Raw genomic sequence first — 20961 nt, 5'->3', positions numbered from 1 at the left:
TCCACGTGAGCAACGACATGAGCAACCAGTCCAAGCCCCTGTCCGAGGTGGAGCACATCAAGACGAAGAGCCGCCTGCTCCGCGGCACGCTGGCGGAGAGCCTGGTGGACCCGGTGACGGGTGCCATCTCCACGCCGGACACCAGCCTCATCAAGTTCCACGGCAGCTATCAGCAGGACGACCGGGACATCCGCGAGGAGCGCCGCCTGCAGAAGCTGGAGCCGGCGTACAGCTTCATGCTCCGCACGCGCCTCCCCGGCGGCGTGTGCACGCCGGCCCAGTGGCTGGCCATGGACGCACTGGCGCGCGAGTATGCCAACCACACGCTGCGAATCACGACGCGGCAGGCGTTCCAGCTCCACGGCGTCATCAAGGACGACCTCAAGCCCACCATCGCCCGCATCAACCAGGCGCTGATGGACACGCTGGCCGCCTGCGGCGACGTGAATCGCAACGTGCTGTGCAACCCGAACCCGGTGGACTCGCGCGTCCACGAAACGGTGTACCAGTGGGCGGTGCGCCTCTCCGAGCACCTGCTGCCGAAGACGCGCGCCTATTACGAAATCTGGCTGGACGACGAGAAGGTGGCCGGCGGCGAGGAAGAGCCCATCTACGGGTCCACCTACCTGCCCCGGAAGTTCAAGACGGCCGTCGCGGTGCCGCCGCTCAACGACGTGGACGTCTTCGCGCAGGACCTGGGCTTCATCGCCATCATCGAGAGGGGTGAGCTGGCCGGCTTCAACGTCTCGGTGGGCGGTGGCATGGGCGCCACGCACGGAGACGCGGCCACGTACCCGCGGCTCGCGGACGTGGTGGGCTTCATCCCTCCGGAGAAGACACTGGAGGTGGCCGCCGAGGTGGTGAGAATCCACCGCGACTTCGGAGACCGCACCAACCGCAAGCACGCGCGCCTCAAGTACGTGCTGGAGGAGCGCGGCGTGGCGTGGTTCACGGCGGAATTGGAGCGGCGGCTCGGCTTCGCGTTGCAGCCAGCGCGTCCGTTCTCCTTCGACCACAATGGAGACCGCTTCGGCTGGGTGGAGGGACACGACGGGAAGTGGCACCTGACGCTGCACCTGGACAGCGGCCGCGTGGCGGACCGGCCCGAGGCGCCGCACCTCACCGGCCTTCGCGAGATTGCCCACGTCCACACGGGCGACTTCCGGCTCACGGCGAACCAGAACCTCGTCATCGCCAACGTGAGCGCCGAGGCGAAGGAGACCATCGACGCGCTGGTGGCGAAGCACGGACTGGATGGATTCCGGAGCGCCAGTCCCCTGCGGAGGAACGCGCTGGCGTGCGTGGCGCTGCCCACGTGCGGCCTGGCCATGGCCGAGGCGGAGCGCTACCTGCCGTCCTTCGTGGAGAAGCTGGAGGCGCGGCTGGTGGCGCACGGGCTGCGGGACGCGAACCTCCTGCTGCGCATCACCGGCTGCCCGAATGGCTGCGCGCGGCCGTACCTCGCGGAGGTGGGGCTCGTGGGCAAGGCGCCGGGCCGCTACAACCTCCACCTCGGCGGCGACGTGCGCGGCCAGCGGCTCAACCGGCTGTACCGGGAGAACATCGACGAGGACGGCATCCTCGCCGCTCTGGAGCCGTTGTTCGCGGAGTACTCGCGCGAGCGGAAGCCGGGTGAGGGCTTCGGTGACTACGTCGTCCGCGCCGGCCACGTCCCTGCGCCATCGGCGAAGGCGACGCCGAACGCGGCGGCCTGAGCATCACCTCCGCCCTCTCTTGCGAGGGAGGGCGGAGTGCCGGCCACGACTCACCTTCTCGACGGCGGGAGGCAGGCCAACGGCGGGGCCCACAATTCGTTCCCCGTCACGGTGGCCCCCGCTGACGTTCAGTCCGGGTCCTCGACGTCCGCTCCGGCCCGATGGGCTCCGCCCCGCACCGCCGTGAGCAGCAGGTCGTACTTGCCATTGAGATACGTGCGGAAGCCATGCTGATGCAGGTAGCGCCGGTAGAAGGACAGGTCCTTCACCAGCAGGGACAGGTCGGGCTCGCGCAGGTTGCGCACCCGCGCGCCGTAGACGACCTCGCCGTCGCGGAAACGCGAGTTGGGGAAGCCGAGCAGGAGCGTGGCCCCCGGCTCCAGGTGCTGCTGCACCAGCCGGCGCAGCAGCGCGTGGTCGTCCACGCCGGGACTCTGCAGCGTGCCCACCGACACCACGAGGTGGAAGTGGCCCAGGTCCTCGGGCAGCGCGTTGAGGTCCGCGAGGACGAAGCGGTGGCGCGCGTCGGGGAAGCGGGCGCGAGCCTCGGCGAGCGCGCTGGCCCCGTGGTCCACGCCGACGAAGCTGACGTCCGGTGCGCCTTCGAGCCACGCGAAGGCGGCGAGCTCGTCACCGCGATTCACGCCCAGGTCGAGCACCCTCGCCCCCGGGGGCAGGTGGATGCGGGAGAGCGCGTCCAGCCACGGCAGGAGGAAGCCCGCGTCCTCCAGCTTGCGCACCCGCGCGAAGCCGGAGCCCGCCCCGTACCGCTCCTGCGGTTCGAGCGCGGCTTCGGCCTCCTCGCCGCCCGCATGCCACGACGCTTCCGAGCCGAGCCGCTCGAAGGTAAGCGCCACGTGCGTGGCGTCCACCGCGCGAGGCGTGAGCAGCCGACATGAGAGCCCATCGGCCAGGTCGCACCAGCTTCGCAGTGGCCGGTGGATGAGTCCCTTCTCCGGGCCCACGCGCTCGCCCGCGTAGTGCCCGCGTCCGAGGTCCGGGTCTGGCACCTCGATGCGCGCGCTTCCTGTTTCGAGCGCGCTTCGCAGATGGCGGACGATGTCGATGAGCGGCTCGTCGTGGAAGCGGCGCGGAGAGGCGGCGGGGCTCGGCATGGGGTGGCCAGCGTACCGCCTGGGACTCCTGCATGACGCGCGAAGACAGAGGCGGTCGCATGCCCCGTGACACGCGCACGGGGACGGGTAGTGTCTCCCCGCCGCGCCCTGGACCTCCCATCTCCGGGGCCCGCCGAGGTCTCCATGAATCCGCTTCGCCGCGCCTCCGCGCTGCTCGCAGCTCTTGCCCTCGCTGGCTGTCAGTCCGGACAGGGCGCTCCAGAGTCCCCTCCTCCCGCCGTCGCGGGCCGGAGCGCTCCTGCCTCACGGCCCGCGCCTCCGGCTGCCTCCGCGCAGACGGTGCTCGGCTACCTCAAGTCCACCGGCGACGGAGAGAAGTGCCAGTGGATGCGCCACCCGCTGCCCGGTGAGCCGTCCTCCGTCTTCTCCTTCGACGCCGCATGCGACAGGTCCATGGTGTCGTGGAGCGCGGACGGAAAGCAGGGCCTCGTCTTCACGTGGCCCTCGGGCGAGGGCGAGGTGGCGCGAGCCTGGCGCGTGGACCTGGGCGCGAAGTCCGGCCAGCCGCTCGACTTGAAGTCCCTGCCGGGTGGCACCGGCGCCTCGGCGCCGGACAAGCCGTATGTCTCGCGCCTCGGCTTCGATGCGCAGGGGCGCCCCGTCGCGCTCATCGTCCTCGCGTACAGCAAGCGCGCGCCGAAGAAGGGCGTCATCACCTTCGAGGGCGAGCAGTTCACCGCGCCCAAGGGCCCGGGCATCCCGGGACTGGCGCTCGCGTACCGGCTGGAGGACGAAGGCTGGAAGCGCGTCGAGGCGAAGCCCGGCCGCTTCGAGGCGGCCAATGCCCCCGGGCTCTCCGTGCTCGACACGGTGAAGACGATGACGCCGGTGTGGACCGCGTCCATTCCGGCCAGTCCCCAGGGGAAGAAGGCCCCCGCGGACGTGGCGGGCGCGCTGGGCGCTCCGGAGGACGGCTGGTGGATGGAATTGCCCGGGCCGGACGGCACGCTCTACTACCGCGCCTCTGAAGCAGGCCCGGAGGTCGTCATGGGCTCGCCGCTGTTCTGGTCCACGAATGGCAAGCGTATGGAATTGAAGGACGTCGCCGAGTCCGACGCATACCTGGGCTTCCAGTTCCAGCGCGGGCTGCTCCTCGTCACCGCATACGGCGGCTACGCGGCCGCGCACGTGTGGAGCACGGCGGCGACGCCGAAGCGCCTCGCGGATGTGTCCGAGGTCTACGCGCCCGCGTTCTGGCCGACGCCATGAAGCACGACGGCCCGGCCACCACGAGGTGACCGGGCCGCGTTGCTTCGAACCTGCGTGAGCGACTAGGCCGGGCCGGCGCCGTTGTACCAGCCGGTGATCTTCTTCACGTAGTTCTGCGTCTCCTTGAACGGGGGGACGCCGCCGTACTTCTGCACGTTGCCCGCGCCGGCGTTGTACGCGGCGAGCGCCAGCGTCACGTCACCCTTGAAGCGCTTGAGCTGCTGGGCCAGGTACTTGGTGCCGCCCTCGATGCTCTGGCGCGGGTCCGTGCGGTCCGTCACGCCCAGCTCCTTCGCGGTGGCCGGCATGAGCTGCATCAGGCCCTTGGCGCCGACGCCCGAGGTGGCGTTCGGGTTGAACGCCGACTCCTGCTGGATGACCGCCTTGATGAGCCGCGCGGGCACGCCGTACTTCTGCGACATGTCGTTGATGATGTTGTCGTACTTGTTGGACGTGAAGCCGCTCAGGTCGTTGTTGCCCTTCACCGGCTTCGACGAGTCCGTGCCCTTCGTGGTGTCCGTGCCCTTCGTGCCGCCGGTGGTGTCCGTGCCCTTCGTGCTGGCACCGCCGACCTTGGCGCCCAGCTTCTCGAAGGCCGCGCGGGTCAGCGGGCCGTAGTAGCCGGTGTTCTTCACGCCGTTGGCCGCCTGGAACTCCTTCAGCGCCTGCTCGGTGCGGGGGCCGAACTTGCCCGGGCCGGTGTTCATCTCGGCCTGGGTCATGTAGCCGGCCTTCACCAGCGCGCTCTGGAGCTGCTTCACGGCCTCGCCGCTCGCGCCGCGCTCCAGGTCCTTGCCCGGCAGCGGTAGGCCCTTCACGGAGCCCTGCGTCGGCTTGCTGTCCGGCTTGTCCGGCTTGGTGGTGCTGTCGCCCGGCTTGATGCCACCCGGGTTCGGGTTGCCGCCGGAGAACGTCACCAGCTGGCCCGTGGTCTTGTAGCCCGAGGGGCCGCCCGACAGCTGGCTGCCGTTGGCCTTGAGGGTGATTTCCTTCCCGGTGGCCGGGTCGTTCGCGTAGTAGACCGGCTTGCCGTTCTCCGTGCCGCGGCCGGTGATGGTGATCCAGTGGTCCGTGCCGTTGGAGCCGCCGTTGCTGCCCTGCTTGTAGTCCACGCCGACGACGACCGGGCGGCCGGCGTCGATCTGCTTGTTGATGGTGTCGAGGCTCCACGCCTGCTTGGACGCGCCCAGGCCGCCCGCCTTCGCGGCGACGCCCCAGTTCAGCGCGTTACCCGAGTAGCCGCCGTGGCTGTCCAGGTACTTGTCCATCTCGCCGGGGTTGATGACCTGGCCGGTGATCTTGCTCACCGCCATCGCGGTGGCCGTCATCGCGCAGCCCGCGGCGGAGATGCTGGAGCCGGTGCCCAGCGCGCGCGAGCCCCACTGCGAGTCACCCTGGCGGTACATCGGCGTGCCGTCGCGCGACGTGGAGAACTGGCGGCCGTCGTCGTCCTTCACCGGGCCCGTCTTCGCCGACGTGGCCGCGAAGTTGTCCGTGCCCGGCTTGGTGTTGGTGGCCTTCGTCGTCGGCTTGTCGAAGCCATCGGGGATGACGAGCTTCTGGCCAACCTTGATCTTGTTCGGGTCCGCGATGTTGTTGGCCTTGGCCAACTTCTCCACCGTGGTGTTGTACTTGGCGGCAATCGAGCTGAGCCGGTCGCCTCGAGAAACGCTGATCGTGGTCACGGGGGAAATCCTTCCCGATGGGGGGAAAACTGCGTCGTCCCCGATTCTCGGACTCCCAGAGACAAAGTTGCCTGGGAGCCTGCGTTTGCCGGGACTTCGACAGATTAACTGAAAAAGTATGACTAGAGCGATACCGCCTTGTGCCGCTGGGCCCAATACCGTTGGATCTCCACGACGCCATGACGCGCGTTGTTGAGGTGGTCCGGATGCGCCTCCGTCGCCAGGGCGGCGAGGAGCGGTCCCGCGTGATGGTGGAGGTGATTCGCTGCGAGCTGGGCGAGCGCGACGAGCAGCCGGGGCTCGGCGCGCGCGTGCGAGCCATGGAGGCGCGGCACGCGTGCGGTCAGCGAGGACACCGGCATGGGTGACCGCCGCCACTGCTCCAGGTGCGCCGCGACACCGAGGGGTGCCGGCGAGGCGAGCCCTTCCATGAACGCCTGCAGCAGCAGCACCGCGGCGTCATCCGTCAGCGGGAGCTTCGCGCCCCCGACGCTCCAGTGGCCCGGGAGGTTGCGCTCGTAGAGCCGTTGAATGATGGGGGCGAGGCTGGAGAGCCGGAACCCATGGTGCTCGATGCGGCCGAGGATGGACGCCATCTCGTCCACGCCGAGGGAGACCGGGGGTGGGGCCGGGATGTGCGGGTGGCCCATCGCGCCCAACCGCCAGCCTCCGAAGTCCCGCTCCGACAGCTCCGGATACATGCCCTGGAAGGCGCCCAGCACCACGTGCGCCCAGAAGCTGCCATCCCCTCCGTGCGCGGACAGCGTCACGCTGTAGCGCCGGTGCTTCGCGGGCGCATCCAGCGCCTTCAACGCGAAGCGGGTGCCCGTGGAGCGCGCGGTCTCGTTCGCCTGCATGACACGCCGCATGAGGAACTGGCGCAGCTCTCGCAGGTCGTCGGGGAGCAGGCGCGACACCTCGGACGGCTCGCCCGTCTCCGCGTCGAAGAGGATGAGGCTCTCGGCATGCCAGGGGAGGAAGGCGGTGACGTCACCACCCGCGATGGGCGTTCCCGGGCCGTGCGCCTCCAGGCCCGTGTCGCGGCCCGAGGCGGGAAGACGCAGCGTCTGGGACTCACCTCCACGGAGCGGCACCCGCTGCAGCGTGCCCGCGTCCACCTGCGTGAGCAGTACGTCCTTCGTGGCGAAGGCCGGCAGGGTGAGCGCGGCGAGCCCCTTCTTCTCGAGCACGTCGCGACCGGAGACGACCCACGCGGTGGCCGTCCCGTGTGGAATGTCGTGAGCGATGATGCCGAGCGCGTCCTCGAAGGGCGTGAGCTGGACGTCCCACGTGGGAGGGACCCAGAGCTTCGCGAAGGCCACCACCCTCGGCGCGTCGAAGTCGCGGAAGTCCGCCAGCAGCACGCGCCCGTCCGCGCCGAGGACGGCCACGAGCCCCGCGCGGCTGACGTACCTGGGACGGGTCCAGAGGGGCGCGTTCCACGCCGTCGACAATGACACGGGCTCCCAGTCCGGGAACGGCAGCGGCCGCGAGGCCTCGGGCTCTCCCTTCAAGGTGAGGCGCTCGAGCGTCAGGGGCGCCTGGAGGTCGGGGACTCGTAGCAACGCCTCGCCTGTGGCGTCGAGGACGGAAGCCCTGAGCTGGAAGCGGGCGTAGCGCTGCTCGCGCTCCAGCGTGTCCACCGCGACGAGGTGGCTCCGGTCGTAGCTGTCGTCCCACGCGAGCAGGAGCCTGCCGGTGCCGTCGGTGGACAGCAGGCCCTCGCTCGATGCGTGGATGTTCAGGTCGGACACCACCTCGTCGGGCAGGCACCACGACGACAGCGCGAGCCCATCCAGCACCACCACGTAGTCCAGTCCGTCGACCTTCGAGACGAAGTGCATGTCGCTCCCCTGCCGCGCCACGCGGGGTTGCTTCAGGCCATGGCCCCCTGAGTGCCCTCCAGGCGGCGCGGCGCCGGGCCACATCATGCCCGGCCCCGGGAGCGATGGGCCGATAACAGTTGCCTGTCTCACTCTGTCTTGAAGCGTGCCCTCGCTCCCGCCGGGCCGTGACGCTCGCCGCGTCCGTCGGCTTTCCTGGTCCCCATGAGCACACACATCGTCGACAACCCGTACACCGGCGACGTCGCCGCCTCGGTGGAGCCCACCTCTCCCGCGCAGCTCGATGCGGTGCTGGAGCGCGCCCGGAGCGCGTCCCGCGCGCTGCGCGCCATGCGCGTGGAGGAGCGCGTGAAGCTGGTGCTGCGCGCCTGCGAGGCGATGGAGAAGAGCACCGATGCCATCGCCCGCGACATCACCCGGCAGATGGGCAAGCCGCTGTCGCAAGCCCGCGGTGAGGTGGGCGGCATGGCCGGACGGCTGCGCCACATGGCGTCGATTGCACCCGAGTCGCTCGCGGACATCGTCCTGCCGCCCAAGGAGGGCTTCGAGCGGAGGATTGCCAAGGAGCCGCTCGGCGTGGTGCTGGATTTGCCCGCGTGGAACTACCCGCTGCTCACCGCGGTGAACGCGGTGGCGCCGGCCGTGCTGGCGGGCAACGCGGTGGTGGTGAAGCACTCGCCGCGCACGCCGCTGTGTGGCGAGCACTTCGCCCGCGCCTTCGCGGAGGCGGGCGCGCCCGAGGGCACGGTGCAGGCCATCTTCCTGGACTACGCCGCGACGGAGAAGCTGGTGGGTGACGCGCGCGTGGACCACGTGCTCTTCACCGGCTCGGTGCTGGGCGGGCACAAGATGCAGGCGGCCGCGAAGGACCGCTTCCTGCACATCGGCCTGGAGCTGGGCGGCAATGACCCGGCCTACGTCGCGCCGGACTGCGACTTCGACAAGACGGTGGAGAACATCGTCGACGGAGCCATGTACAACGCGGGCCAGAGCTGCTGCGCGGTGGAGCGCGTGTACGTGCACCACTCGCTGTACGCACGCTTCGTGGATGCCGTAGAGCCGCTGGTGCGCGCGTACGTCCTGGGCGACCCGGAGTCCGACAAGACGACGCTGGGCCCCATTGCCCAGCCGTGGCACCCGGCCGAGCTGGAGGTCTTCGTCCAGGACGCCACGCGCCGGGGAGCGAAGCTCATCCGCGGCGGCCAGCGCGCACAGGTGAACGGCAGGGGCCGCTTCTTCGAGCCCACGCTGCTCAAGGACGTGAGCGCCGACGCGAAGGTGATGCGCGAGGAGTCCTTCGGGCCGCTGCTGCCGATTGCGCCCGTCAGCTCGGACGAGGAGGCGCTGGCGCGGATGAACGCGTCCAGCCTGGGGCTCACCGCGAGCGTGTGGACGTCGGACCGCGAGCGCGCGGACCGGCTGGCGCGGCAGTTGGAAGCGGGCACCGTCTACATGAACCGCTGCGACTCGCTGGACCCCGCGCTGCCGTGGAGCGGCGTGAAGAGCTCCGGGCGCGGCGTCACGCTGAGCGCGCTCGGGTTCGACTCGCTGACGCGCCCGAAGGCCCTGCACTACCGGCTGCGGTTCTAGCGCCCTGTCAGGGCGTGCGAAGCTGCACGTGAGGGGACATCGTTCCCCGAGGTCCCCCATGCAGCCGCTCCCCGACTGGCGTCCCCATGCCCTCGATGGTGCCCTCCTCTGGTTCCACCGGAGGACGGGCACGAACCTCCGTATCGACGGGCCCCACACCCGGCACCTGCGGCGCAGGGCTCCCCGGCTGGTGCTCTTCGGCATCACCAATGCCTGCAACCTCGCCTGCGCCTTCTGCTCGCGGGACAGGGAGGCCCGGAGCGAGTGGACGGTGGACTCGGCCTTCGACGTGCTGGCGGGCCTGGCCCGCGCCGGCACGCTCGAGGTGGCCTTCGGCGGTGGTGAGCCGCTCGCCTTCCGAGGCTTCGACACGCTGGTGCGCCGGCTCGCGACCGAGACGCCGCTCGCCGTGCACGTCACCACCAACGGCACGCTCCTCGGCGATGAGCGGCTGGCGCGGCTGGCGCCGTACCTCGGCGAGGTCCGCGTGTCGCTCTACGACGACAACGACTGGGAGGCGTGCGTTCAGCGCCTGGCCCGCGCGGGGCAGACGTTCGGGGTGAACATCCTCGCGACGCCGGAGCGGGTGCCCCTGTTGCCGGCGCAGCTCCGGACGCTTCACGCGCTCGGCTGCCGCGATGTCGCCGTGCTGCGCTACGTGGGGAATGACTCGAAGCTCCGGCTGGGCGCGGAGGACGAGGCGCGGCTCACGGACGTGCTCGCTGACAGTCCCCTCCGCGCGCGGCTGTCGGTCTGCTTCGGCGACGCGCTGGTGGAGGTGCCCCGGCTCTTCGGTGGCGACTGTGGCGCGGGGCTGGACTTCGTCACGCTGACCTCCGACCGGCGGCTGAAGGCGTGCTCCTTCCAGGGCCCGGGCCTTCCCGTCCAGTCAGCGGACGACGTGCTCGCGGCGTGGGCGGGACGGCAGGAGGTGCTGTCGAAGCCTTCGCCCCTCCAGGGCTGCGCGCGGACGGGCACACGTCGGGCGGAAGCGCTCTCCGACGGAGTCCGCGTCTGGCGTGGGTTCTCCGGCAACAACAGCGGGGACTGCGTGCTGGTGGGGCGCTTCGAGAAGCCCGAGGAGGCCAGCGCGTATGTCGAGGCGCTCCTCCCCGACTGGACACGTGGAGGCCCCTACTCCGAGCGATGGAAGGAATTGCTGGCGTCGGAGGGCATCCAGACGAATGAGCAGGAGTACTCGCCGGAAGAGATTGCCGCTGTCGGACGCGTGGTGATGCTCTACACGGACATGACGCTGGGGGACGACTTTCCCTCGCTGCGGACGCTGCTGTGGAGGCGGAAGGGGCGGGCAATCCACTCGGAAGTCCCTTCGCACAGTAGGTTCCAGTTGGCGGCCGGGTTCCGCGTGAAGGAGGGCGCATCGCTCGACGCGCTGAAGCAGGCGCTGGAGCGTGAAGCGCTTGAAGGTTTCGTCCGTCACGCGGACCAGTTGTATGGGCTCGTTCACTACGGGGGCCGGGGAAATCTCGGTGCCACCACGGAGAAGCTGAAGGCTCTCGCCCGGGAACAGGGCGCACGGCTCTCCGTGGAGCTGGTGCGGGTGCCGAAGAAGGAACCTTTGGAGCGGGCCCTCGCTTTCCGGCATCCCTCGGTGGAGCAGCCGCGCCTGTGGGTCCGCTTCCATTACCCGGAGACCGCGGCCCATTACGCGAAGGACCTGGGCGGCGAAGTCACTGTCGCCGGTCCACATGTCCTGCTCGAGGCGGACCACTTCGGGCCGCGGCTGGGCTTCCTCGCCCACCGGCAGGGAGGCACCGCGCTGGTGCTCACCAGCAAGCGCGTCATCGTGGCGGGGAACTTCTCGAAGACGGACTTCGGCCCGCCGGATGTCGTCCCCCACCTGCGTCCGTACCTGAAGCCGGATGACCGGCTCGAGACGGACCTCTACGGAGGGACGCTCTTCGTCGCGGTCAACACCCAGGAGCCAGGACGTGTGCTGAAGGCGCTCGTCGAGCTGGAGGCGATGCTGGGCGCGGGCGCGTGGATTCGCGTGCTGCCGGACAACCCGCTCGCGGAGGCGCTGCACCGCATTCGCGAGGACCTGGAGGCGGACACCCGGCGGCGGTAGCGGCCTTCAGCCCACCTCGCAGCGCGGACCCGAGGAGGGCGTGCCCCTGCGCGAGGCCGCATCCAGCGGGATGCCGTTGGCCGGCAGCTCGCGCGGGGCGTCCCAGCCCATCTCCTCACCGATGATGGGGAAGCGCGTCCCGGACAAGGCTCGCGCGGCGAGGGCTGAGCCCGCGGCGCTTCATCCGAGCACATGCTCGAGCCAAAGCCATATATCAAGGCTTCAGCCACCCACCTTGACGGTCGGCGTGCATCTCCCCGCTCACATTCTCGGCTCTAAAATCAAGATTCCCCACAAGACAGGCTGCAAAACTCATGCAGCGTGTCATTGAGCACGGTCCCTTTGCGCCCTCGTCTTCAACGACACACCTTCAACCCAGCGAAATCGCCCTCATCAGCCACGACGGCAGCGTCGACCGCGGCCCCACCTGCCTTCCCAAAACTGTCGCGCTCCGCGCCTCCGGTCCACCATCCGGCGCACCATCTGCTCCGCGAATTTCTCTGCATGGAACGTCTCTTCTCCTCTTCGCGCCCAGGTGCATCTGCAGACCATGCGGGCCGAGCGACACCTTCGCTGGCGCAGGTGACAGATGAAGTGTCGTAAGGGCATCCGCCCATGCCAACTTGGTAGCGCCAAACGAATGGGAACTCGCCGGCAAGCAATGACGTCTGCCCCGAAAGCGGGCCCGCGATATGCCCCAGCACCAGGCAACCAAGGCAGGCTTACACCACTGTTGCCAACTCTAACAATGGCCTCCGCGGGATACGGAGACGCCAGCAAGTCGTCGAGAACGCCTGGCCTGGAGTTCGGAACTCTCGCTTTCCAGCTTTGACGGCTTGAGCGCGGAATCACACGCAAACGACGAGACCCCGACATCCAAGCCGAAAAGTCCAGGAGATTCAGCGGGCCCGAAGTCGTTGCGTCGGCCCCGTGGCGTACAAGCATGCCGCCAAAGGCGTTTACCCGCACGGACAGCTCTGGTAACTCAGTTGCCGATTTACCGAACTCGCTGGTTTCACTCAGACCATTGGAAGGCTGCGGTCACGGTCGGCGCCATCTCATCGCTCGGACACTCCAGATAAGGCTCCAACGCAGGCGCATGCACGCAATCGGGACTTGCAACCAACAGCAACGACACTCCCTCCAGACTCTGGTTGCTGCCTTCTGTCACCATTGCGCAAAGGCATCAATGGCAAGGAAGAGTACTCCGACCATGCGCCTTGGCCGCACGCGAACTGCCGGTCGAACGCTGCGCCTTCAGCTCAAGCAAAGGTAATCCTCGAGCCTATGGCCCAATCAGCGTGCAGGTTGGATATCGACGGGCTCGCAACCAGGCTGACCACATGCACCCTTGCCGATGCAACACCACCAAGCCCGTTTACGCACCTCACATCAAAGGAGCACGCCATCTTGAAGAGCGCATTCGCTAGACTACTGGTCATTTGGGCGACTTTCGGGCTGGCACAACCCGCCAGCGCGCGATGCACCAACGGAACCATCCAGAAAACCACGTTGAGCAATGGCTGCACGCTGACACAAATCTGCAACGACGGAGTAATGGAAGACGTCAGTTGTAGCGGCACCGTCGCCTGCACCGGCTGCGGCGGCCTGCCGGGAACGAAGACATGCAATTCCGACTGCGAAGTAACCGGATGCAACGTGGGCACGGAGGTGTGCAACAATTGTGACGACAACGGGGACGGCGTAGTGGACAACGCATGGAACAACTACAACAACTACACACTAACCGAGTCATGCAACCCAAACAGCTGCAGTCAAGCAGGAACAAGAAGCTGTACTGCATCAGGATGGAGTGCATGCTCCGGATGTGGCGGGACGGCCTCCTGCACGGGATGCGGCGGTAAACAAGGCTCTCGTGCGTGTACCGCGGCCTGCTCCGTAGGTCTCTGCAACGTAGGTCCAGAAGAGTGCAACAACTGCGACGACAACGGCGACGGGGCAATAGACAATGCCATCTCGCAGGGCGCCAGAACACTCAAGCGGAGCTGCAATCATTCAGACCCATCTGTGAGCAGCCCTTGCCCGGTCGCCGGAGTCCAGACATGCACGACGGGCTCATGGAGTTCCTGCACCGGATGTGGGGGGACCATCAGTTGCAGTAACTGCGGAAAAGGAGGGACTCGAACCTGCAGCTCCACCTGCAGCGTCGGGGGCTGCGTGGTAGGCGAAGAAGTATGCAATGAATGCGACGACAATGGTGATGGTCTGGTCGACAACGCAGTTGGCTCCAGCGCCGCGTACTCTCTCAGCAGGTCATGCACCGTCGCAAACGGTGACTGTACTGGACCCGGCGCCAGCTATTGCCAGGCTCACTCACAGGGGCAGTACGGCCCATGTGTCTCGACGGTTGCGGAGCAGTGCAACGGGTTGGACGACAACTGCGATGGAGAGATTGACGGGTACGTGTGCCGCCAAGAAGCTGGCGGCGCGGCCCAGTGCACGCGAAAGACGTGCGAGTCTCAGAGTGCACTTTGCGGCATGGTCGCCGATGGATGTGGAGGGACGCTGAATTGTGGCTCCTGTCCCACAGGAAAGACATGCCAGGGTAATGCATGCATCCTCGCGCCGTCATCAACCAAGCGCAGGAAGTAGCGACAGACGCCCAATCAACCCAAGAGCCATCCCCAAACCACGAAGCCACCGCACACACACAGCAGTCATCCGAGGGGTCATATGAGCCCACGAACATTCAGAATAATTGCCTTTGCGGCACTTGCCGCCTGCTTCAGCCTCACAACAGGGTGTTCGCGCACCGAGGAACAACATGGCGCCAACACAGGTGCTCCTGCCACCACGGCCTCTTCTTCATTGACTTCCACACCAACTCCCGGGGGAGTACTGCCAACCGAGCGAGATGCGTCGGGCCTGGCCGCAGGCACAATGGTGGCGGAGGCAAGCGTATCGAAGGACGGCGCTGCGACCTATCGGCTCCCACTTTGGACCCCCTACCCGCGCGCTGGAATCGGCCCAGTACTTTCCCTCGAGTACAGCAGCCAGTCGGGCGTTGGCATGGCAGGCCTGGGTTGGGACCTGTCAGGTCTATCGCGCATATCCCGCTGCGGCAGATCGCTGATTCAGGATGGAAGAACGGCAGACCCAGGGTTCAACAATGGCGCCGAGGGAGATCGATTCTGCCTTGATGGGCAGCGGCTCGTGGCCGTCCAAGGTGAGTACGGAGCCGAGGGGACAGAGTACCGCGTCGAGAGCAATGGCTATGAAAAGATTGTAAGCCAGGCGGTGACGAGCGCGGGCCCTGGCGTCTTCAATGTCTACTCCAAAGACGGAACCGTCCAGACCTATTCCGCCACACTGACCGGCAAGAGAGTCGACATACGATACGACTCCTCTCTCGACACATACAGCGTCAATACGAGCCAGACTGTGCGGTTCGAATGGGGACTGACGCGTGTTGAAGACACCATGGGAAACTTCATGACCGTCGAGTACTCCCCCAGTGGAGATACAAACACCGGGTATGAGGCCGTTCCCACGGCGATTCGGTACACCGGCTCAACCTGGTCCAACGCGCATCAACCCACACGCAAGGTCGTCTTGACGTACAAGTCAGATCCACGCCCGTCGACCCGGTGGATCTCGGGCTTCAAGGTCCGCCGTTCGCAACTGCTGGAGAACATCGAGGTCTATGGACCGGCCCCCGAAAATGAGGGCTTACTCAAGAAGTACACGATTACCTATCGGCCTCTGAACGACTGGGAGCAATACAGCCTTCCGGAGAAGATTCAGGAATGCGACGGAGCGGGTGCGTGCGTTGACGCCACGAGCCTTGAATACGAACTCCCGGTCAAAGAGCCCGGCCTGAGCCGCACCGGGCTGTCCTTCAACCTGACGAATCCAGACTCCCAGGCAGACATGGACTGCCACTTCGGCGACCTCGACGCCGATGGCCTCGATGACATTCTGTATAGAGATGGAGATCGCTACTACTACAGGATCAGCCAAGGCGCTCAGTTCGGCGCACCCGTGCTGGCCAACGGCTTGCCCACGGTCACCTTCAACCAACTGAGTGACGGAAGAAAGCTGCGGCAGTTCGGCGGCGAAGGTTCAGCACTCGCGGACGTCGACGGTGACGGTCGATCAGACTTCATGGGAACCCACTATTCGTGGGCACAAGGCTCTCAAAGCAGCGAGGTCGTTGCGGCGGCTGGAAACCAGTTCTTTCGCGGCGTCACGAATGCCTCCACTGGCGCCATCGAGTTCCTGTCGGGTCCGGCAGAACCCAAGACATATCCGCGCACCTCCCAGGACTGGCGCCTCCTGGACCTCGATGGAGATGGGGTACTTGAGTATGCCAGCTTCAACGAATCAACCTACGAGCTCGTGTACCGCAAGTATGTCGGGGGACAAGACTTCTCAGCACCTGTATTCCTGTCCTCACGGAGCCAGTCGGAGCCTCGGCGGACATTTCAGGTGTCTCCCAAGGATAGGGACAGCTGCATGGGATACGGGTACGGCAGGTTCCATGCCCTGCTCCCTGGCACGACGACGGTGTCCTCGTTTGGCTACAATGGACGACTGGCATCGAATCAGAACGTTTATCCGGCCGACATCAATGGCGATGGTCTACAGGATGCAGTCATCAGCAATTACGAAGACAGACCTCTCCGGATTTCAATCAACACAGGAAATGGGTTCGAAGAGCCGCATATTGTCGGAAATGGCTATTTTGGGAATGGGCATGACGTAGCGTTCGACGTCGATGGGGATGGACGCGAAGAATACTGGACGACGGGAACGGACGGATATGCGGGAGGGTACGCCTTTGCGCCAGGCGAACAGTCGGTGACACCCCGCACGGGGGGCGGCCTTCGAATGCATCCGGGGCGCTCCGCGGACATCAATGGCGATGGGATTCCCGACTACTGGGAGTGCAGAGCGTCAATGGTGAGCGTAAGCGTCTCGACCTCTCCACAACAGCCCTTACTGAAGAAGGCCCTGCGCGGCTCCGTATATGATTCTTTTGAGTACAGTCACACAGGAAACCGCGCTGTCTACACTCCCTCCGTAGAGCCAGGATCCCCATCGTCCATCCTTCCTCTTCACAGAGGCATATGGGTTGTTCGGCGCTCCAAGGGGGGTGTCGGTGATGCGGTCGAGCACTCCCTGTCATACAAATATGAAGGCAGTCGCGCGGACCGCTTGGGACGTGGGTGGCTTGGCTTCAAGCAGCGTACGGTGACAGATGACCTTACGGGCCAGGTAACGACCACCATCGCAAGCCCTCTCACAAGACTCGGCAGCTTCTACCCGAACGCCGGACTGCCCGATACGGAAGTAACGAAAGTCCCGGCTGAGAATGGGTGGCTCATCACAAAGAAGAGCTGGCACTATGCTTTCGAGCTTGCCGGCTCACGCATGCGCCTTTCACACGGCGAGACGAACGAAGAGCTCTGCAAGGATTCATTGGGCGTTGAATCATGCTTTGCGTCCAAATGGAGTAGTCAGGACTTCGATGAATATGGGAATCCGACACGGGTCAGGAGCAAGGCGGCCTGGGGAGAGTCGTACCCGCAGGCCCCTGCATATGCCACCCGCGATGTAACCCTCACCTACGACACACCCAATGTGTCAAAGTGGTTGGTGGCGTTGCCCAAGCGCGTCATCGCCAGCGTGTCTGACTCCAATGGGCGGGCTGCCACATACTCCATTGAGTACACCGCCAATTCACAGACTGGATTGATAGACTGGATTGTCGTCGAGCCGGACTCATCGGACCCCGCGGCGAGACTCTCGACACACATCTTGTACAATGGCTTCGGCTTGCCTGAGACGGTCGAGCAGCGAGACCTGACCGGCGAGGTTCGACTTCAGTCGACAGAATATGAGCCATTCGATTACATCTTCCCCCAATGGAGGGAGGCTGGCGGTCGCAAGACCTGGTTCGAGCATCACCGCGGCCTGGGAGTACTCCTGAGCGTTCATGACGAGAACGGGGATTGGACGACATTCAGTTTTGATGGCTTTGGCCGCCAGCGCAAAGTTGATGCAGTTCATCAGGGAGATTCAACAACTTCCTATCAGCGAAGGCCGGGCGGAGGAGTTGTCATTACAAGTCAAGTCGCGGGCGGGCAGACCGTCCGGACAGAACTGGATGACCGCGGCCGGCCCCTGCTTGAGCAGTGGATTCGTCCTGGAAATTCGCCAGAACCCGTCATCGTCAACACAGAGTACACAACTACCGGCCAGGTCAAGAGAGTCACGCAGCCACATACGGCAAGCGAACCTCTTCGTTACACATCCCAGGAGTTCGACGCGCTTGGACGTCCACTCAAGCTGACTCATCCTGACGGGAGCTACCGGACCTGGACGTATGACCGATTGACTGTTGAGACAACAGACGAGGCGCTCAACAGGAAAAAGACGACGCTCGATGGCCGAGGTCTTCCCGTGTCCGTGAGCGACGTGCTGTACGACGGCACCCTGGTAACGTCGAAATTGGATTACGGGCCGTTTGGCGAACTGCGAGAGGTTCGAGATGCCAAGGGAAACGTCACTACGCTTGCGTATGACTCACTAGGAAGGCAGCGCTCCCTCGTCGACAAAGACATGGGAAGGATTGATGTTGAATACAATGCCTTCGGCGAAGTCATGCGTCGCACGGATCCCGCGGGCACGACGACCTATAGGCGAGACGGTCATGGGCGTCCGACCTTCCTCTACTCGCCCGATGGTACGACCGAGTATATTTGGGATGGAACGCCTGATTCCCATGGCAAGGGCAAGCTCGCGTCGGTAACCAGTCCTGATGGCGTCCGAACCGAGTTCAAGTATGACGAAGTGGGACGTCCGAGTGAGACGGTCTGGACGATCAGCAACGAGAGCTTCGCCCTGACCACGACCTATGATGACTACGGACGCCCGGCCACGCTCTCATACCCAGCGGCCGGAGCTCGACGGCTCGTGGTTCGCCGCACGTATGACAGTGTCGGTCTGGCCTCGACGCTCGAGAACGTCAGCACAGGCGACAAATACTGGCGCGCCCCTGTTCGGAACAGTCTTGGGCAGATTTCACAGGAGGTCCTTGGGAACGGAGTTGTTACCGACCGCGTGTTCGACAAGACAGGAAGTCTACGCTTCCTGAAGAGTGAAGGCGTGAGCCTGGTGCAGAAGATTGCCTATGCGTTCTCCAATACTGGCAACCTGCTCGAGCGGCACGATCTGCTCAATCACTCCTCGGAAGACTTCGAGTATGACGAACTCAGCAGGCTGAGAAGGTGGCGAATCACGCAAGCCGGACGAGTGTCTCAACAGGAATTTGAATATGACGTTCTTGGGAACCTTGAGACGCGGAAGATCCATGCGGGACCCGGCTTTACCGTGGACTTCAACTACACGGGCCCCAGGCCTCATGCCGTAACCGAACGCGTACAAAAAGGAGTCTCCCGTCAGTACGGGTACGATGCCGCTGGGAATCAAACTTCTGACGGCGCCTCTCGCACTGTGCGGTATACCGCGTTTGACTTGCCAGCTCAGGTCAGCGTCGGCAGTGAGGCGACGCTTTTCAAGTATGACGGCGCACACCGAAGAGTCCGCAAGCTCCTGCCGAATGGCGATGAGACACTGACCATCGGTGATGTGTACGAGCGTCGAACCGAGGTCGGTGTCCGTACTCACGTGTTCAACCTGAGCGCGGGGGGGCGGATGATCGGGCAGGTGCGTTGGCGAGAGGGAACCGGTGGCGGCATTGTCGACGACAGCGTCTTCTACCTGCACACCGACCTTCTTGGGACGCCCACCGCCATCACCGATAAGAACGGGCAAGTCATTGAACGAATGAACTTTGGCCCCTTCGGTGCGCGTCAATCATCGGTCGACCTGGCAGCGGAGCTCTCCCAGCCCTCACTGATGAAACGGGGCCTCCAGGGCCATCCCGTGGACGACGAATCGGGCCTGGTCAACATGGGCGGGCGGATTTGCGACCCTGATTGGGGTGGCTTCCTGACTCCCGACCCGATTGTGTCTGCTTCGCTGAATCGCTATCGATTCGCCCTGAACAACCCCCTGAAATACACAGATCCAACCGGCTATGACCTGGCCGGCTGGGGCCTGAATGTCCTGAGAGACGTCGTGGGAGGGAACGGTGGGGGCTTTGGCGGAGGAGGCCTGAGCCCGAATCCCATTCCGTCGCATTATCAGCCCGAGGATTGGAACTACACTACGTCCCGTGGGCCCAGGGGAAACGGCGTCAACAATGGCACCAATTCCAGATCGACATCCGTGCCGAGCGCGACGAGGCCAGAGGTCAAGGTCAATCCCGGCCCATCCGGCAGTGCAGGAGGCGCTGGGGGCAGCCAACGAATTTCGACCCCGGTAGGGAGTTGGTCTCAAGGCGCTCTGTACGAGGCCAACACGATGGCCATGCAGATGATGCTCGCGAAGATTGAAGAAGTGCGAGCAGACCCCGGAGTGCTGACGGATCCGTTCCAAATCCAGCCGCACAGAATGCTCAAGAACGGGATACGGGATGGGTTTGCACGCTTCCAGCATCTCGACAGCAGCATTCGGGAATACGGAGTTGTTGGCGGCCTGATTGACACATTCAATCCTGCCGGAAAGGTGCTGGAGAATTTCTGGCTTGCAAGCGAATCGTTCAATTCTGGCGATGACTTCGCGGCGGGCCAGCACATATTCCGGGGTTCTTTGGCGTCTGTTGAGACAGTTGGCGTGGCCGCAGGAATCGCGGGCGGTGGCGCCGCCGCATGGAAAGGGTTGAAGGGTGTCCCTGTGGGGGCCGGGAATCCATTCTCGGCAGCCGCTCTCGACGAAGCTCTCGCGGGCGGTGGGTGCTTTGTTGCTGGAACGCCGGTCCTGACATTCGCAGGCGCCATTCCGATTGAGCAGGTTGCAGAAGGCGACTGGGTCTGGACATGGGACGAGAGGACGAAAGCCCCTGGATGGCACAGGGTGGTGCGGACTTTCGTCAAACCGCAGCGAGCGGTGCTACGAGTCGTCCTGGTGACGCCGGACGGCGAGTCCGAGGAGCTAGGGACGACGAATGAGCACCCGTTCTGGGTAGAAGGCAAGGGCTGGGTTGAGGCTCAGTTCCTGGAGCTTGGAGACAAGATTGAGACGGCGTCGGGAGCGTCGGCTCAAGTTCGCTCGCTCTCGCTCGCGACGGCACGGGAGACGGTTTACAACCTTGAGGTCGACGAGGCCCACACCTATTTTGTCGGGGACCTGTCTGCATGGGTCCACAACAATGGATGCTCGACTGCTAGAGGAGTCCGCGCCGGCGAGGCAGGCCGTTTCGCCGATCTTGATGCTCGTCGTGTCTCTGGAGACAATTTGACCCCTCACCACATGCCTCAGGATGCGCTGCACTTCACCGCCAGGGCCGATGGCGGCGCACTTGTGATGACTCAGGCTGAGCATTTTCAAACGCGGACTTTCGGCAGGAGGGGCAGTATTACCGCGAGTGCGGAGGCAGGCATGTCATTCCGCGATGTGCTTGCGCGAGATATCGCTGATGTTCGCAGCATCGTGGGCTCGAGGTACAATCAGGGACTACGAGATCTGCTCGGTTACTACAGGCAACATTTCCCTGAGTTGATGCAAAAGTAGAGGTATTCGATGACTGTGCGTGATTCGGTCGCATCCTTCGTCAAGTTGGGGCCACTCCCCGACTCATCAGCTCCTCCAGAGATAATCGAGCGT

General features: G+C 65.1%; 10 protein-coding genes. 5 read left to right on the top strand and 5 right to left on the bottom strand.

What is annotated here, in order from left to right; genetic code table 11:
- Positions 1-17 precede the first annotated feature (17 nt).
- A complete protein-coding gene (gene cysI / locus ACVTJA_RS15315; protein ID WP_465840397.1) occupies positions 18-1715 on the top strand; it encodes an assimilatory sulfite reductase (NADPH) hemoprotein subunit in 1698 nt (565 codons plus the stop codon).
- A gap of 128 nt (positions 1716-1843) precedes the next feature.
- Here cysI and ACVTJA_RS15310 read toward each other — a convergent pair whose 3' ends face one another.
- Complete coding sequence (locus ACVTJA_RS15310; RefSeq protein ID WP_465837111.1) at positions 1844-2830, bottom strand: class I SAM-dependent methyltransferase; 987 nt, start codon at positions 2828-2830, stop codon at positions 1844-1846.
- Between the two features lie 144 nt (positions 2831-2974).
- Here ACVTJA_RS15310 and ACVTJA_RS15305 point away from each other — a divergent pair, with 144 nt between their 5' ends.
- Positions 2975-4060, top strand: a complete 1086-nt coding sequence (locus tag ACVTJA_RS15305) for a hypothetical protein (RefSeq protein ID WP_465837110.1) — start codon at positions 2975-2977, stop codon at positions 4058-4060.
- Positions 4061-4122: 62 nt separating this feature from the next.
- On the opposite strand, the gene ACVTJA_RS15300 is transcribed toward ACVTJA_RS15305, so the two are convergent.
- Both ACVTJA_RS15300 and ACVTJA_RS15295 read right to left on the bottom strand, forming a co-directional pair.
- On the bottom strand, positions 4123-5745 hold the full coding sequence (locus ACVTJA_RS15300) for a transglycosylase SLT domain-containing protein (protein WP_465837109.1): 1623 nt from the start codon (positions 5743-5745) through the stop codon (positions 4123-4125).
- Positions 5746-5867: 122 nt separating this feature from the next.
- On the bottom strand, positions 5868-7589 hold the full coding sequence (locus ACVTJA_RS15295) for a hypothetical protein (RefSeq protein ID WP_465837108.1): 1722 nt from the start codon (positions 7587-7589) through the stop codon (positions 5868-5870).
- 204 nt (positions 7590-7793) lie between these two features.
- Here ACVTJA_RS15295 and ACVTJA_RS15290 point away from each other — a divergent pair, with 204 nt between their 5' ends.
- Both ACVTJA_RS15290 and ACVTJA_RS15285 read left to right on the top strand, forming a co-directional pair.
- Positions 7794-9179 (top strand): aldehyde dehydrogenase family protein, encoded by a 1386-nt coding sequence (locus ACVTJA_RS15290; RefSeq protein WP_465837107.1) that lies wholly within the window; start codon positions 7794-7796, stop codon positions 9177-9179.
- A 58-nt stretch (positions 9180-9237) separates the two neighbouring features.
- Positions 9238-11268, top strand: a complete 2031-nt coding sequence (locus tag ACVTJA_RS15285; RefSeq protein ID WP_465837106.1) for a radical SAM protein — start codon at positions 9238-9240, stop codon at positions 11266-11268.
- Positions 11269-11274: 6 nt separating this feature from the next.
- On the opposite strand, the gene ACVTJA_RS15280 is transcribed toward ACVTJA_RS15285, so the two are convergent.
- Together ACVTJA_RS15280 and ACVTJA_RS15275 are read right to left on the bottom strand one after the other, a co-directional pair.
- Positions 11275-11415 (bottom strand): hypothetical protein, encoded by a 141-nt coding sequence (locus ACVTJA_RS15280; protein ID WP_465837105.1) that lies wholly within the window; start codon positions 11413-11415, stop codon positions 11275-11277.
- Between the two features lie 1115 nt (positions 11416-12530).
- The gene (locus ACVTJA_RS15275) at positions 12531-12935 is read right to left on the bottom strand and encodes a hypothetical protein (RefSeq protein ID WP_465837104.1); all 405 of its coding nucleotides are present in this window, start codon (positions 12933-12935) and stop codon (positions 12531-12533) included.
- A gap of 1027 nt (positions 12936-13962) precedes the next feature.
- Here ACVTJA_RS15275 and ACVTJA_RS15270 point away from each other — a divergent pair.
- A complete protein-coding gene (locus ACVTJA_RS15270) occupies positions 13963-20868 on the top strand; it encodes a polymorphic toxin-type HINT domain-containing protein (RefSeq protein WP_465837103.1) in 6906 nt (2301 codons plus the stop codon).
- Positions 20869-20961: the final 93 nt, after the last annotated feature.

This window comes from Pyxidicoccus sp. M6 (genome assembly GCF_055568925.1).
The sequence above is the reverse complement of the archived record's forward strand: the minus strand, read 5'-3'. Positions and strand labels throughout refer to the sequence as shown.

Coding starts and splice junctions, on each gene's coding strand:
- cysI (WP_465840397.1), top strand. CDS start 18: ATGAGCAACCAGTCCAAGCCCCTGTCCGAGGTGGAGCACATCAAGACG.
- ACVTJA_RS15310 (WP_465837111.1), bottom strand. CDS start 2,830: ATGCCGAGCCCCGCCGCCTCTCCGCGCCGCTTCCACGACGAGCCGCTC.
- ACVTJA_RS15305 (WP_465837110.1), top strand. CDS start 2,975: ATGAATCCGCTTCGCCGCGCCTCCGCGCTGCTCGCAGCTCTTGCCCTC.
- ACVTJA_RS15295 (WP_465837108.1), bottom strand. CDS start 7,589: ATGCACTTCGTCTCGAAGGTCGACGGACTGGACTACGTGGTGGTGCTG.
- ACVTJA_RS15290 (WP_465837107.1), top strand. CDS start 7,794: ATGAGCACACACATCGTCGACAACCCGTACACCGGCGACGTCGCCGCC.
- ACVTJA_RS15285 (WP_465837106.1), top strand. CDS start 9,238: ATGCAGCCGCTCCCCGACTGGCGTCCCCATGCCCTCGATGGTGCCCTC.
- ACVTJA_RS15270 (WP_465837103.1), top strand. CDS start 13,963: ATGAGCCCACGAACATTCAGAATAATTGCCTTTGCGGCACTTGCCGCC.